Genomic DNA, 15,649 nt, shown 5'->3' on the forward strand with positions numbered 1-15,649 from the left:
GTTTCCATGACAACTGGCAAATCACACGACCGGCTCTATCAGGATCTCGCCCGCTCGCTGCTCGATGAACTGGCCAGCGGGCGCTATCCGGTGGGCAGCCGCCTGCCGGCCGAGCGCGACCTTGCGCTGCGCTACGAGGTGAGCCGGCCGACGGTGCGCGAGGCGATCATCGCGCTCGAAGTGCAGGGGCTGGTCGAGGTGCGGGTCGGCTCGGGCGCCTATGTGAAGCGGCTGCCCGGCGAGAACGACCGTCCCGGCTTCAACGTGACCGCGTTCGAACTGACCGAGGCGCGGCTGCTGTTCGAGGGCGAGGCAGCGGCACTGGCCGCCACGCAGATGACCGACGAGGACCTTGCCGAGATCGAGGTGCTGGTCCAGCAGATCGCCGAGGAGAACCGGAGCCCCAACGGCACCGAGACCGCCGACCGCGCGTTCCACCTCGCCATTGCCAAGGCGACGCGCAACGTGGCGGTCTACAACACCGTGGCGCAGCTGTGGGACCTGCGCGGCACATCGCCCGAGGCCGCGCTCCTGCACGAGAAGGCCCGCCACGCCAACATCAAGCCGGTGGTCGAGGAGCATACCGCGATCCTCGAGGCCCTGCGCGCGCGTGACCCCAACGCCGCCCGCACCGCCATGCGCACCCACCTCTCCGCCGTGCTCGACGGCCTCCTCTTCGCCACCGAAGAACGACTCCTCGCCGAAGCACGACGAGCAACACAAGCCAAACGCGATCGCTACGCCAAAGCCACGGCGTGATGGTGGAAAGGCGCGCGCAGACCGCGCAGCTTTGAACGGATGAAATGCGAGACCTTGGAATGACGGCACCGTACCCGGAGCTTGATCCGGATCTGGTCTATGACCTGCTGGTCATCGGCGGCGGCATCAATGGAGCGGGCATTGCCCGCGATGCCTCGGGACGCGGTCTTCGCGTTCTGCTGGTCGAGCGCGACGATCTTGCCGCGCACACATCATCGGCGAGCACCAAGCTGATTCACGGCGGCTTGCGCTACCTTGAGTACTACGAGTTCCGGCTCGTACGGGAATCGCTGCAGGAGCGCGAGCGGCTGATCAGGATCGCTCCGCACATCAGTTGGCCGCTGCGCTTCGTGCTGCCGCAACCCAAGGGTGGGCGGCCGGGGTGGATGATCCGGATCGGGCTGTTCCTTTATGACCACATCGCCGGGCGGCACAGCCTGCCCAAGTCGCATGGGGTGAACCTGCGCGAACCGCAATGGGGCAAGGGGCTGAAGCCGGGGCTGTCCAGGGGCTTCGTCTATTCCGACGCATGGGTCGATGATGCGCGCCTCGTCGTGCTCACTGCCATCGACGCGGCGCAGCGCGGGGCGACGATCCTGACCGGAACCGCAGTCACGGGGGCGGAGCAGCAGGGCGATGCCTGGACGGTGGCCCTTGAACCGAACGCCGATGCGCCGCAACCAGCCATCGCGGCGCCCTGCACGGTGCGCGCGCGCACGATCGTCAATGCTGCCGGCCCCTGGGTGGCGAGCATGCTGGGCTCGGTCGCGGGTGCGAAGCGCGATGGGGCGATCAAGCTGGTCAAGGGCAGCCATATCGTGGTGCCGCAGATCTATCCGGGCGACCATGCCTTCATCCTGCAGCAGGACGACGGCCGGATTGTCTTCACCATTCCCTATGAAGGTCAGTTCACGCTCGTCGGGACGACTGACGTTGCCGTAGGCGAGGACGAGCGGGCGCGGCCGAAGATCAGTGCGGAAGAGGTCGAATATCTGTGTGCGGCCACGAACAGGTACTTCGAGCGGCAGATTGCGCCTGCCGATGTAGTCTGGACCTATTCGGGCGTTCGTCCGCTGTTCGACGACGGGCAGGAGGATGCCAAGGCCGTCACCCGCGATTATGTGCTGAAGCTGGGACGCTCGGAGGGACCGCAGGTGTTGAGCGTCTTCGGCGGCAAGCTGACGACCTATCGGCGTCTTGCCGAACATGCGCTCGATGATCTGAAGCCATGGCTGGCCGGATCGGGAGATGCCTGGACGGACCTTTCGCCGCTCCCGGGCGGTGAGCTTGGCGCGGCCGGTTTCGACGGGTTTCTGAAACAGGCCCGCGAGAGGTGGCCCTTCGTTCCAGCCGCAACCATGAAGCGCATGGCGCACGCCTATGGCACGAGGCTCGCCATGATCCTCGGGGATGCGCAAGGTTGGCAGGACCTTGGCACCGATTTCGGCGGAGGCCTGACCGAAGCCGAGGTGCGCTATCTGCAGACCCACGAGTGGGCGCGCAGCGCGGAGGACGTGCTGTGGCGACGCAGCAAGCTCGGCCTCACTGCCGCGACAGACGTGGCCGAGAAGCTGGCGTATTGGTTCAAGGCGAACGCCTGACAAGGGTCTGGGGGAAATGGGAATGGGTGATCTCGTACTGGCGATAGACCAGGGCACGACCTCGACACGCGCCCTGGTGTTCGATGGCTCGCGGCGCGTGGCGGCGAGTGCGCAGCGCGAATTTGCACAGCACTATCCGGCCGATGGCTGGGTCGAGCATGATCCGGAGGAGATCTGGCGCGATACCCTGCAGACCTCGCGCGAGGCCCTGGCCAAGGCCGGTGCAAGCGCCGACGATATTGCCGCGATCGGCATTACCAACCAGCGCGAAAGCGTTGTCCTCTGGGACCGGGCGACGGGCGAAGCGCTGCACAACGTGATCGTCTGGCAGGATCGGCGCACCGCGGATACTTGTGCCGCATTGCAGGCGCAGGGCCATCAGGCGTTCGTTCACGAAAAGACCGGCCTGCTGCTCGACCCGTATTTCTCGGCGACGAAGATTGCCTGGCTGCTCGATACTATCCCCGGAGCGCGCGAGCGTGCCGAGAAGGGAGAGCTGGCCGTCGGCACCATCGACACATTCCTGCTGTGGCGGCTGACCGAAGGGCACAGCCACAAGACCGATGTGACCAATGCCAGCCGGACGCTGCTGTTCGATATCGTGGAGCAGCGCTGGTGTCCCGAACTGCTTGAACTGTTCCGGGTGCCTGCCGCGCTGCTGCCCGAAGTCTGCGCCAGTGCCGCCGACTTCGGCATGACGAGCCTGCTTGGCGGGAGCATCCCCATCTGCGGCATTGCCGGAGATCAGCAGGCAGCCCTGGTCGGTCAGTCCTGCTTTGCGCAGGGTCAGGCCAAGATCACATATGGCACCGGCGGCTTCATGCTGCTGAATACCGGCACGACCGTGGCGCGTTCGCGCAGCCGCCTGCTCAGCACGATCGCGTATCGGATCGATGGCGAAACGCACTATGCGGTGGAAGGCTCGCTTTTCGTGGCGGGCGCGGCGATCAAGTGGCTTCGCGACGGGCTGGGCATCATCGTCGAGGCGAAACAGACGCAGGAGATGGCGGCGCGACTGCCAGACAACGGCGGCGTATATATGGTGCCAGCTTTCGTCGGCCTGGGCGCGCCGCACTGGTGCACTGAAGCCCGCGGCATGCTCGCCGGCCTGACCTTTGATTCGAGCGCCGCGCACATCGCCCGCGCGGCGCTCGAATCGGTGGCCTTTCAGACAGCCGATCTGGTTGCCGCGATGGAACAGGATGGGGCCGGGGCGCTGGCATCGCTGCGCGTCGATGGCGGGATGGCGGCGAACGACTGGTTCTGCCAGTTCTTGGCGGACATCCTCGACATTGTTGTCGAGCGTCCTGCCAATCTCGAGACGACGGCTCTGGGAGCAGCGATGCTGGCCGGGCATCGGTGTGGTGGCTGGCCGGACGTGCTGGATGGGGCCGCGGCTGTCGAGGGTCTATCGAGATTCGAACCGGCGATGGAAAGCAATCAGCGAGAGCGTCTGAGGAGCGAATGGCGGGCTGCTATCCGCCGTGCCACGCTGACTTGAGATGTGGCAGATCCCGGAATCTGGCCTGACCAAACCTGTCATTGCATCTCGAGTCCGCGACTGCAGCCGCAGCTTTTGCGTGGAATCGGGCAATAAAAGTCGATAGAATACCACTTGGAATGAAACATCTGACCAATATGTGACCTTACCTGTAAAACCAGTCTTGCATCTGGCTAGGCCATTTGGTAATAGACCTCCGTTCGAGGCGGATAACGGTCCGCGCATGAGGAGGGGTTTCATGAAGTGCATCCGTAATTCACTTGGTGTCAGCGCCATGGCCATGGCGATCGCCTTTGGCGCGCAGGCCGCATGGGCGCAGACTGCAGCGGAAGACGCCGCTCCTGCCGATACCGGCGAAATCATCGTGACTGCGCAGAAGCGCGCTGAAAACGTGCAGAACGTGCCGCTGGCCGTGTCCGTTGTCGGTCCGACGCAGCTGGCTGCTGCCGGCGTGCGTGACTTTGGCGACCTCGGCAAGATCTCGCCCTCGCTGACCATTCGCCCTGCCGAGCATCCGGTCAACGCCAACGTCTCGCTGCGCGGCGTCGGCACGTTCGCTTTCGGCATCGGCGTGGAGCCGAGCGTTGCCGTGCTGGTCGACGAAGTGCCGCTGGCCTTCCAGGCTCGCGCGTTCAGCGACCTGCCCGATATCGAGCGCATCGAAGTGCTGCGTGGCCCGCAGTCGACACTTTACGGCAAGGCGGCTTCGGCCGGCCTGATCAACCTGATCACGCGCAACCCCACTGACGAGCTGAAGATCCGCGCCAACGCCACGGCCACCACCGACAGCGAATATGGCGCCAACTTCAGCGTTTCGGGTCCGATCAGCGACACGCTCGGCTTCGTGGTTTCCGGTGCCTATTCCAAGTGGGATGGCAACGTCCGCAACCTGTTCAACGGTAAGAAGGTCAACGGCCGCGAATCCGGCAGCGTTCGCACCAAGCTGCGCTGGGAGCCTTCTTCCGATGCCAGCGTGACGCTGTCGCTCAACTACATGAGCGGCAATACCACGGTGGGCCGCCCCTATATCCGCATGACCGAAGGCCTGCGCTTCCGTGGCACCGGCCAGTTGGCGACAGTCGTCATGCCAGGCGTCAAGCCGGGGCCGGAAAACACCAACATCAGCAACAACTACAACGCCCGTACCAACTATGAAGGTGGCGGCGGCAACCTGCGTGGCGAATTCACGCTGGGCGATCACACGCTGGTTTCGATCACCTCGTACGACAGCTTCGAGCTGAACGACTACTTCGACTCGGATGAAACCTCGTCGAGCCTCGCCTCGGAAAACAACATCCAGACCGGCACCTTCCGCTCGAACCTGTTTACCCAGGAAGTGCGCCTGCTCTCGGACGGTTCGAAGCCGTTCCGCTACACCGTGGGCGCCTACTATGCGAACGTGGACTTCGAGCGCCCGTTCTATCGCGGCCCGGCGTTCTCGCTGGCCAACTGGTTCGCCACCTCGAAGTCCAGCCAGATCGCTGCCTTCGTGCAGGCTGACTGGCAGTTCATGCCCAATGCAACCTTCACCGGCGGCGCGCGCATCCAGAACGAGCGCATTGGCTATACCTTCAAGGATATCCAGAACGGCAACGCACAGTTCGCCGGCAACGCCTCTGACACGGCTGCAACCTATCGTGCCAGCCTGCGCTATGAGTTCACGCCGACGATCAGCGCATTTGCGACCTACTCGACCGGCTACAAGGGCCAGACCTACGACCTGACCACCGGCTTCAATGCAAACCGGGCCAATGCCGGTCCGATCAAGCCTGAAACCTCGCGCGACATCGAATTCGGTCTGCGCACCCAGCTCTTCGATCGCAAGCTTACCTTCAACGTCACCTACTTCGACACGACCTACAAGAACCTGCAGGCGCAGGCTGTGGAAGTGCTGCCCGACCTGACCACCAACTTCCGCCTGACCAACGTCGGCAAGCTGGGCACGAAGGGCGTGGAAATCGACGCGGGCTTCCGTCCGAGCGACCTGTTCAACCTGAACACCTCGATCGCGGTGCTCGATGCCAAGTACATCAGCTTCCCGTCGTCGCCATGCTTCCCGAACCAGTCGGCGGCACAGGGTTGCGATCGCACGAAGTCTCCGGCCTTCCAGAACCTGACCGGCGAGCGCGCCGTCCAGGCGCCGAGGCTGAAGTTCAACGTGACCGGCGAAGTGACGCCTTCGCTAACGGAAAACATCCGCGGGTTGATCCAGGCAAACGTCCAGTACACCGGTAGCGTGTTCTACGTGGCGCGCGATCCGCAGACCTTCCAGAAGGAGTTCACGATCGTGAACCTTTCGGTCGGCGCGCGCGATGAAAGCCGCAAGTGGGAAGTGGCGGCATTCGTCAACAACCTGTTCGACGTGCAGTACTACCCCTCGCTGATCAATAACTCGGGCGTGTGGGGCGGCGGCAGCAATATCGCTACCGCAGCAATTCTCCCTCGTGATTTCCGCCGCTATGGCGGGGTTCGGGCCAGCCTGAACTTCTGATCACGGATGGCCGGGCGCGAAGAGCGCCCGGCCATTTTTCTTTAAGGACTGCGACCGGCCAAGCACTGCAAGAGCAGGCCCGGTGGCAGATATGCGCCCGGATAAGTACGGCAGGAGAGAGCATGCGCGTGGCACGGTTCGATCAAGCATTTCTCGGCCCGCTTCTGGCGGGCGCATTTGCATTCGCGACGCAGGCTCTTGCCGCGGAGTCCGTCTTCACGACGCTGCCGCTTGCCACTGTCGATACTGCGCCATTGCTCGTATCGGCCGACATGCGCGATGGCGTGGACCTATCGGGCGAATGGAACTGGTCGATCGACCCCTACCGATCGGGAATTGCCGGCTTCCACGGTGAAGCGCCCAACCGGACCGAGCAGCGCTGGCTCGACATCGATGTGCGCAAGACGCTGGCGCGGGACAACCGTGAGCTGTTCGAGTTCGATCTTGACCATGACCGCAAGGTCAAGCTGCCGGGGTCGTGGCTCGCTGCCTCGCCGGAAATGCGGCATTATCAGGGCCTCGTATGGTATCGCCGTCATTTCGACAGTCCGGCGGGGCGCAAGGGCCGTTATTTCCTGCGTTTTGGCGCTTCGAACTATGCCACGGTCGTCTTCGTCAACGGTCAGCCGGTCGGTCGGCACGAGGGCGGCTTCACCCCCTTTGCCTTCGATGTGACCCGGCTGCTGCGTGATGGCGACAACCAGATCACCATCGGGGTCGATTCGGCGGCCACTGCCGCTACCGTGCCGCCGCCGGTCACCGACTGGGAAAACTATGGCGGCGTCACGCGCGACGTGAAGCTCGTCCACACCAGCGACACTTACGTCGATAGCGCCTGGGTGCGGCTGACGCGCGAGGGCAAGATCGCTGTCGATGCGCATCTCGATGGACCGGCGGCGGCGAACCAGCCGGTGCAGCTGAAGGTCGCCGGGCTGCCGTTTGACCTGAAAGGTCGAACCGACGCGCAGGGCAACTGGCGCGCCACGGCGGCTGCGCCGCGCGCCTTGATGCGCTGGACGCCCGAGAACCCGAAGCTTTACGACGTTACGCTGGCAGCGGGCGATGACACATGGCGCGACCGGGTCGGTTTCCGGACGATCGAGCGCAAGGGTGCGGACATCCTGCTCAATGGCAAGCCGGTGTTCCTGCGCGGCATCTCGATGCACGAGGAAGAGATTGCGGCGAACCCCGCCCGCGTGATCACGCCCGACAATGCGCGGGCGCTGCTGGGCGAGATCAAGGACGGCCTCCACGGCAATTTCGTGCGCCTTTCGCACTATCCCCATTCCGAAGTGATGACCCGCACCGCCGACGAGATGGGGCTGCTGGTGTGGAGCGAGGTGCCGGTTTACTGGATGGTGGCATGGTCCAACCCGTCCACGCTGGCGACGGCGCGCAACATGCTGGCCGAGAACATCCTGCGCGATCGCAACCGTGCCTCTGTGGTGATCTGGAGCGTTGCCAATGAAACGCCGGTAAGCGATGCGCGCAACGCCTTCCTTCGCACGCTGATCGGTGACGTGCGGCGCCTCGATCCCAGCCGCCTTGTCAGCGCGGCCCTGCTGGTCGAGCGCGACAAGGCCGCGACGGTGCCGACCATGACGATGGCCGATCCGCTGGCGGACGATCTCGATATCGTTTCGATCAACACCTACAACGGCTGGTACACGCCCGACCGTCTGGCCGATCTGCCAAGCAGCGTGTGGAACCTGCCGGCCGACAAGCCGCTGATCTTTTCGGAGTTCGGCGCCGACGCCAAGGCCGGGTTCCACAGCCCGGACGGCATGCAGAAGTTCTCGGAAGAATTTCAGGCCGAGTTCTATCGCAAGACACTGGATATGGCCGACCGCGTGCCGACCTTGCGCGGAATTTCACCATGGATCCTGAAGGACTTCCGCTCGCCGCGCAGGCAGAACCCGGATTTCCAGATGGGCTGGAACCGCAAGGGCCTGATTTCCGAGACGGGTCAGCGCAAGCAGGCGTTCAGCGTGCTTGCGGAATACTTCGCCCGCAAAGCCGGAGAGCCCAGCAAGTGAAGCGTCTTTCTGCCCTGATACTCAGCCTCGTTGCCGTCCCGGCGCTCGCCGCACCGGGGGACTGGGTCAAAGGGGTGCTGCCCGTGGCAACGCCTCCTGCAATGGCCAGCGTCGATCTGCCGGTGACCCTCCCGCGCGCCAACCCGGCGCATGAGGCCTGGGCCCAGCAGACACCCGACCAGCGGCTGGTATACAATGTGAGCAAGCCGCAACTGATCGTCTGGCCGAGCAGCCTGCCGGCCGATGCCGAAGCTCCGGCGGTGCTTCTGGTGCCGGGCGGGGGCTTCCAGTTCCTGGCCATGGACAACGAAGGCTTTGATGTGGCGCGCCGGCTCGACAGCTTGGGCGTCCGCGTGTTCATCGTGAAGTACCGCACGCAGCCGGTGCCTGACAGCATCGACGGGTTCAAGGAAGCGCTCGGCAACCTGTTCCAGAAGGGCGCGCCGGTTGACCTGACGAACCGCGACTATGCCGTGGCCGATACGCAGGCGGCGATCAGGCTGGTGCGGAAGAATGCGGCGCGCTGGCACGTCAATGCCGCCAAGGTGGGCATCCTCGGCTTTTCGGCAGGGGCGATGACGACCCTGGCAACGACGCAGGCGAATGCTGCAGACGCGCCGCCGGACTTTGTCGGCATGATCTATGGGCCGACCGAGAAGTCGGAGGTTCCCGCCAACGCCCCGCCGCTGTTCGCCGCCATTGCCGCTGACGACCGCTTTTTCATCAAACAGGATTTCGGGCTGTTCCATGCCTGGCGCCAGTCCGGCGCGAAGGTGGAGTTCCACCTCTACAGCGCGGGCGGCCACGGCTTTGCCTCGCAGCCCAACGGCACGACAAGCGATGCCTGGTTCGACCAGTATGCCCTTTGGCTGAAGGCCAACGGTATCGTCAGCCGCTGACGCCGACTTATCCGATCCACCACTGCCAATGGCAGTTCCAACTACCGGCCCGAGTGCGCAGTGCATTCGGGCCGGTTTTTTGCGGGCTTCAGACCCGCCAGTCGACGACCTTGCGCTGCAGCCCCAGGACTTGCGCTGAACGCAGCGGCAGCACGGTGCCATTGACGCTAATCGTCCGCTGCTCGCGCTCCGGCACGGCAAACGACAGGACCGGCGAGGGCGCCGGATTGGGGCCACGCCATGCCGCTTGAATGTCGATGGTGGTGGCAGATGTGCGGATGGTCGCCTGCCACATCGGCGGCTGCGCCGGATCCGGCCACGCATCGCCAGCTTCGTCATAGCCGGTCCACTCGAGGCGGCTGTCGCCCGGTGCGAGCAGCAGCAGCACGGCAGGCTGCGGCGCTGGCGGGACAAAGCCGCCCGGAGCGATGTCAACGAGGTGGGCCGAGCCTTCACGCGCGAGGACAGGCGGAAGTCCTTCTGCCGGAGCGGGCAGATCATGCACCTTGCCGCCTTCAAGAAGACGGTCGTCGCGCAGGTCGATCCAGCGGGTGGGGCCGGGGAGGTAGGCCTGAACCGAGCCGACGCCCTTGTCGAGCGCCGGGGCGACCAGCAGGTTCGGCCCGAGCATATAGGCGTCGGCGTCGGTCCACGCCTGCAGGTCTTCCGGAAAGTCCAGCCACAGCGGCCGCGTCACGACATCGTACTGAGCGTGATGCCGCCACAGCAGATCGTGCAGGAGTGGCACCAGCGCCCGGCGCAGGTTCATCATGCCGACAATCGCCGGGGTAGTTTCGGGGTACATCCACGGCTCGTTCACCGTGCCGTCGCTGTTCCAGCTGTGGATCGAGAAGCGCGGCATGAGGATGCCCGCCTGCACCCAGCGCAGCAGCAGTTCCGGCTCGGGCGAGGGGCCGGCAAAGCCGCCGATGTCGTGCCCCGTGTTGGAGACCCCGGACAGGGCGAGGCCCAGCCCCATCTTCTGGTTGTAGCGCAGGGTCTTCCACGCGGTGAAGTTGTCGCCGGACCAGGTCTGCGCATAACGATGCATCCCGGCCATGCCGCTGCGGGTGACGAGATAGGGACGCTCGTTGGGGCGATAGGCGATCTGCGCGGCGCGGGAAGCGCGCATCATCAGCAGCGTCTGGGTCGGGCGCTCCGCAGCGGCGGGCCGGGGAGACCCGAATCCGGCAAAGCGCGCGCTCTTGTCCCAGATCTCGTATTCGTTGTTGTCGTTCCACGTGGCGCGCATGCCGAAGCTGAGCAGCTGTCCGGTCACCTGCTCGCGCCACCATGCAGCAGCTTGCGGATTGGTGAAATCGAGATAGCTGCCCAGTTCATCCCAGAACAGGCACTCCACCGGCTGGCCGTTCGCGTCGCTGACGAACCATCCTTTCGACGCCAGTTCGGCATAGCGGGGATGGGACAGCAGGAGCGCTGGCTTGATGTTGGGAACCAGCTCGACGCCCGCATCGGCATAGCTTTTGACGAAGCCCTCGATGTCCGGGAACTTGTCGCGGTTCCAGTTGAACACGTAGCGCTTGTCGCCGATCGAGGTGTAGCCCGATGACAGGTGGAACGAGGTGCAGGGGACGCCGTGCTTTTCGAGGCCTGCCAGAAACTCGCCCATCTGCTCCTGCGCGTTGGGGGCATCGGTATAGAGCATGGTCGAGCCCGAATAGCCGACTGACCAGCGCGGCATGAAGGCGGGGCGGCCGGTCAGCCAGGTAAAGCGCTGGGCCACGGCGGCCGCATCCGGCCCGGCGATCATGTAGTAGTCAAGATCGCCGCTCTCCGCGCGCATATAGCGATAGTGCGGGTGGTAGTTGGAATGTTCGTGCCCGAAATCGAACACCGGATCGGCCAGGGTATCGTAGAACACGCCATGTGCCGCGCCCCCGCCGTCGACCACCAGCACCCACGGGATGGACTTGTAGAGCGGATCGTCGCTCTGCGCGTCGTAACCCATGCAATCGACATTGGTCAGGCGCAGGCGGCGTCCGGCGCGATCCATGTCGCCGCTGCGCTCGCCCAGCCCGTAATAGCGCTCGCCCGGGCGGCGCTTGACGTAGTGGTAGGTTGCCTCGTCCCACCAGCCGAAGTTGTAGGCCTGGGTAGGGCGGTCTTCGGAAATGAGCTGCCAGCCATCCGCCGTGGCCTGATGCCAGGTGCAGAGCAGACCTTCGGTTCTGATGGTAAGCTTCAGGCGTGACGTAGCGATGACGATCTGGCCGCCTGTGTCCTCCAGCGTAAAGGCCGGGGCGGAAAAGCCGCTCGTGTCCATGCGGTCGCGGCCCGGTTCGGCAATGTCTTCGGCGCCCGGCGCTATGGTCCAGCTGGGCGGGGACGTGACTTCGCCATTTGCCAGCAAGAGCACCCGCATCACGTCGTCTTCGAGAACGAAGACGTGGGCCACCGCGGCGGTATCGGAGCCGAGCGTAACGCGCGGTCCGCTGGTTTCGGATACGGAGAAACGTGGCGGTGCGGAGAGGCGGGCGCGGCGGGGAGGGGAGAGGTCGTTCATCAACTCAGGCTTTCGCGAAGGCAAGGCGGCGGCGCAGGGCGAGGAGCCAGATCGCGCCGATCAGGTCGAACAGGCCAAGGCAGGCGAACAGTGGCGCAAAGCCGATCTTGTCCGCGAACTGGCCGATGGCGAGCGAGAACAGCAGCCCGCCGGTCCATCCCGCCATGCCGACGAGGCCGTTGGCCTTGGCGATGTCGGACTTGGGGAAGACGTCGGCGGACAGGGTATTGATCAGCACCGAGATCACCTGATGGGCAAAACCGCCGATGGCGAGCAACCCGATTGCCGCATAGGGGCTGGCGACAAGTCCGACGCAACCCGGTGCGATCATCAGCACGGCACCGATCCAGATGCCGGCAATGCGCGATCCTTCGAGCGACAAACCCTTCCAGCGCTGCAGCCAAGGCGCGAGATAGCCGCCAAGGATGCCGCCAGCGTCAGCCGCAAGGAACGGAACCCACGCGAAAAGGGCAATCTGGGTAAGATCCCAGCCGCGCTCCTTGGCGAAATAGAGCGGCACCCAGAAGCTGAACGTCTGCCATGCGGGTTCGGCAAGGAAGCGCGGAACGGCGATGGCCCAGTAGCGCCACGAGCCAATGATGGAACGGATCGTCGTTGCGGATACCGGGACAGGGCGCTGGCCCTCCTGAATCTCGGCCAGTTCCTCGGCACTGACATAAGTCGCATCCTGTGGCGAGCGATACCAGCGATACCACGCCACGGCGAAGATCAGCCCGATGCCTCCGGTGACGACGAAGGCGGCTTGCCAGCCATAGTGCTTGGCCAGCAGCGCGGCCATCACCGGCGCGATCACTGCGCCCAGCGCGGTCCCCGCATTGAACCAGCCGGTGGCAACCGAACGCTCTCGGTCAGGGAACCACTCGCCAATGGTCTTCATGCCCGCGGGGATCACCGCGGCTTCCGCCATGCCGAGCAGGCCACGAAATGCCGCGAGCGAGAGCCAGCCCCGCGCAAAGCCATGCGCCATGTTGGCGACGCTCCACGCCACCGCGAAAAGGGCAAAGCCTGCGGTCAGGCCGATCCGGTCGATCAGCATGCCGCCGATCGGCTGCATGATCGTGTAGGCCAACTGGAAGGCGCCGACGATGTAGGAATACTGCTCTGTGGTGATCTGCAGATCGAGCTTGAGCTGCGGCGCCAGCGCACCCAGTGAATTGCGCGCGATGTAGTTGAGGATGGTGCCCACCATCACCAGCACCAGGATGCGCAGCCGCGCCGATTTCCAGTTCATGCCTTGCGATCCTCTCCCCGCGCCTGGTCCTACCAGTTCCACATTGTTCCGTCCTCGAGCCGTGCGACGGGGAGGTATGCTGGTTTGTATGGGTATTTGGCGGCGAGTTCTTCGTCGATGTCGACGCCGTGTCCGGGGGTATCGCCGATGAAGAGTTCGCCCTTTTCGAAGTGGTAGTCGTGGGGGAAGACTTCGTCGGTTTCGGGGGTGTGGCGCATGTATTCCTGGATGCCGAAGTTGGGGACCCAGGTATCGAAGTGGAGGGCGCAGCCCATGGTGACGGGCGAGAGGTCGGTGGCGCCGTGGCAGCCGGTGCGGATCTGGTAGAGGCTGGCCAGATCGGCGATGCGGCGCAGGTGGGTGAGGCCGCCGGCACCGACGACGGTTGCGCGGATGTAGTCGATCAGCTGGTTCTGGATGAGATCCTTGGCATCCCAGATGGTGTTGAAGATCTCGCCCACGGCCAGCGGGGTGACGGTGTGCTGGCGCACCAGCCTGAAGGCTTCCTGGTTCTCGGCCGGCGTGCAGTCTTCCAGCCAGAACAGCTGGTAGGGCTCGAGCATCTTGCCGAGATTGGCCGCTTCCTGCGGGGTGTAGCGGTGGTGGCCGTCATGCAGCAGGTGATGGTCGAAGCCGTAGGTCTTGCGCAGCTCCTCGAACATCTTGGGCACATAGTTCAGCGCCTTGCGCGTGTCCCACCCCGTGACCGAGGGCAGGGCAGCATCGGCCGGTTCGTAGTAGAGCTTGCCGCGGCCCACGCCATAGGCATCCTTGATGCCGGGCACGCCGGTCTGGGCGCGGATCGCCTTGTAGCCCATGTCGATGTAGTGGCCGACCGCTTCCACCGTCTCGGCAATGTCCGCGCCGTTGGCATGGCCATAGACCATGATCCCGTCGCGGCTGCGGCCGCCCAGCAACTGGTAGACCGGCATGCCGGCCATCTTGCCCTTGATGTCCCACAGCGCCATGTCGACCGCGGCGATCGCGCGCATGGTGACAGGTCCCCGGCGCCAGTAGGCCCCGCGATAGAGATACTGCCAGATATCCTCGATGCGGCGCGGGTCCATGCCGATGAGGCAGGGGATGACGTGCTCCTCGAGATAGGCGACGACCGAGAGCTCGCGGCCGTTGAGGGTGCCATCGCCGATGCCGTAGACGCCCTGGTCGGTCTCGATCTTCAGCGTCACGAAGTTGCGGCCCGGGCAGGTGACGATGACGCGGGCGGCGGTGATTTTCATGGGGGGACACTCGCTAAGGACAGGCGGATTGTGGTAATACCGATTGACGGACCGGTTTCGGTCTGTCAAGTTTCTTGAATTGGTAATACCAGAAAGTTTCCATGACAACTGGCAAATCACACGACCGGCTCTATCAGGATCTCGCCCGCTCGCTGCTCGATGAACTGGCCAGCGGGCGCTATCCGGTGGGCAGCCGCCTGCCGGCCGAGCGCGACCTTGCGCTGCGCTACGAGGTGAGCCGGCCGACGGTGCGCGAGGCGATCATCGCGCTCGAAGTGCAGGGGCTGGTCGAGGTGCGGGTCGGCTCGGGCGCCTATGTGAAGCGGCTGCCCGGCGAGAACGACCGTCCCGGCTTCAACGTGACCGCGTTCGAACTGACCGAGGCGCGGCTGCTGTTCGAGGGCGAGGCAGCGGCACTGGCCGCCACGCAGATGACCGACGAGGACCTTGCCGAGATCGAGGTGCTGGTCCAGCAGATCGCCGAGGAGAACCGGAGCCCCAACGGCACCGAGACCGCCGACCGCGCGTTCCACCTCGCCATTGCCAAGGCGACGCGCAACGTGGCGGTCTACAACACCGTGGCGCAGCTGTGGGACCTGCGCGGCACTTCGCCCGAGGCCGCGCTCCTGCACGAGAAGGCCCGCCACGCCAACATCAAGCCGGTGGTCGAGGAGCATACCGCGATCCTCGAGGCCCTGCGCGCGCGTGACCCCAACGCCGCCCGCACCGCCATGCGCACCCACCTCTCCGCCGTGCTCGACGGCCTCCTCTTCGCCACCGAAGAACGACTCCTCGCCGAAGCACGAAGAGCAACACAAGCCAAACGCGATCGCTACGCCAAAGCTATGGCGTGAGCACCTACTTCAAGCCGCGCGCCAGCGACCACGGAAACAACTGCTCTTCCAACGACATTAGCTGAGCCCGCTGCAAAATGTATTGGATCAGCAACATTGCGTGATCGAACCCATCTGATAATGCAGAACATGCGCCTGATCGAGGGTGGAACCTTCACGATGGGCTCGGAAACCTTCTACCCCGAAGAGGCACCCTTGCGGCGGGTCAAGGTTGACGCCTTCTGGATCGATGAGGCTCCGGTGACCAACGCGCAGTTCGCCGCGTTCGTCGCCGCCACCGGCTACGTGACTGTCGCCGAGATCGCCCCTGATCCGAACGACTACCCGGGCATGCTGCCGGATATGGCCCGTGCCGGTTCGCTGGTGTTCAACAAGACCTCAGAGCCCGATCCGAAACTAAGTTGAGTGGTATCAGTGGGTTAGCTTGACGACCCGCCCAGTCGTTGATTCAGGGGTTTCGCCAAAAACTACCTGGGATACAACGATGTGGACCG

Annotated in this window: 10 protein-coding genes and 1 pseudogene; 8 read left to right on the plus strand and 3 right to left on the minus strand. The window is 64.5% G+C overall.

Annotated features, from left to right (window positions below):
- Positions 1 to 6: 6 nt before the first annotated feature.
- The 6 genes from AX703_RS10085 to AX703_RS10110 all read left to right on the plus strand — a co-directional run bounded on the left by AX703_RS10085 (position 7) and on the right by AX703_RS10110 (position 9,287).
- A complete protein-coding gene (locus tag AX703_RS10085) occupies positions 7 to 759 on the plus strand; it encodes a FadR/GntR family transcriptional regulator (RefSeq protein WP_039335594.1) in 753 nt (250 codons plus the stop codon).
- Positions 760 to 818: 59 nt separating this feature from the next.
- The gene (gene glpD, locus AX703_RS10090) at positions 819 to 2,360 is read left to right on the plus strand and encodes a glycerol-3-phosphate dehydrogenase (protein ID WP_062343858.1); all 1,542 of its coding nucleotides are present in this window, start codon (positions 819 to 821) and stop codon (positions 2,358 to 2,360) included.
- 22 nt (positions 2,361 to 2,382) lie between these two features.
- Positions 2,383 to 3,861, plus strand: a complete 1,479-nt coding sequence (gene glpK / locus AX703_RS10095) for a glycerol kinase GlpK (RefSeq protein ID WP_062343859.1) — start codon at positions 2,383 to 2,385, stop codon at positions 3,859 to 3,861.
- Between the two features lie 238 nt (positions 3,862 to 4,099).
- On the plus strand, positions 4,100 to 6,352 hold the full coding sequence (locus AX703_RS10100) for a TonB-dependent receptor (RefSeq protein WP_082734522.1): 2,253 nt from the start codon (positions 4,100 to 4,102) through the stop codon (positions 6,350 to 6,352).
- A gap of 122 nt (positions 6,353 to 6,474) precedes the next feature.
- Entirely contained in the window at positions 6,475 to 8,388 is a 1,914-nt protein-coding gene (locus AX703_RS10105; RefSeq protein ID WP_082734523.1) for a glycoside hydrolase family 2 protein, read from the plus strand.
- Complete coding sequence (locus AX703_RS10110) at positions 8,385 to 9,287, plus strand: alpha/beta hydrolase (RefSeq protein ID WP_197423670.1); 903 nt, start codon at positions 8,385 to 8,387, stop codon at positions 9,285 to 9,287. The genes AX703_RS10105 and AX703_RS10110 overlap by 4 nt, the downstream gene beginning before the upstream one ends.
- 88 nt (positions 9,288 to 9,375) lie before the next feature.
- On the opposite strand, the gene AX703_RS10115 is transcribed toward AX703_RS10110, so the two are convergent.
- From AX703_RS10115 to manD, 3 genes are read right to left on the minus strand one after another with little or no spacing between them, the layout of a single operon-like run.
- Complete coding sequence (locus AX703_RS10115) at positions 9,376 to 11,811, minus strand: TIM-barrel domain-containing protein (protein ID WP_062343860.1); 2,436 nt, start codon at positions 11,809 to 11,811, stop codon at positions 9,376 to 9,378.
- Between the two features lie 4 nt (positions 11,812 to 11,815).
- Positions 11,816 to 13,063, minus strand: a complete 1,248-nt coding sequence (locus tag AX703_RS10120) for an MFS transporter (protein ID WP_062343861.1) — start codon at positions 13,061 to 13,063, stop codon at positions 11,816 to 11,818.
- A 29-nt stretch (positions 13,064 to 13,092) separates the two neighbouring features.
- On the minus strand, positions 13,093 to 14,301 hold the full coding sequence (gene manD / locus AX703_RS10125) for a mannonate dehydratase (RefSeq protein ID WP_062343862.1): 1,209 nt from the start codon (positions 14,299 to 14,301) through the stop codon (positions 13,093 to 13,095).
- Positions 14,302 to 14,402: 101 nt separating this feature from the next.
- Between manD and AX703_RS10130 the strand changes: the two genes are divergently transcribed.
- Together AX703_RS10130 and AX703_RS10135 are read left to right on the plus strand one after the other, a co-directional pair.
- Positions 14,403 to 15,155, plus strand: coding sequence for a FadR/GntR family transcriptional regulator (locus AX703_RS10130; protein ID WP_062343863.1), 753 nt, complete (start codon positions 14,403 to 14,405; stop codon positions 15,153 to 15,155).
- 129 nt (positions 15,156 to 15,284) lie between these two features.
- A pseudogene (locus AX703_RS10135) lies at positions 15,285 to 15,542 on the plus strand (SUMF1/EgtB/PvdO family nonheme iron enzyme); the annotation flags it as partial.
- Positions 15,543 to 15,649 lie beyond the last annotated feature (107 nt).

It is taken from the genome of Novosphingobium sp. CCH12-A3 (genome assembly GCF_001556015.1).
Classification (GTDB): domain Bacteria; phylum Pseudomonadota; class Alphaproteobacteria; order Sphingomonadales; family Sphingomonadaceae; genus Novosphingobium; species Novosphingobium subterraneum.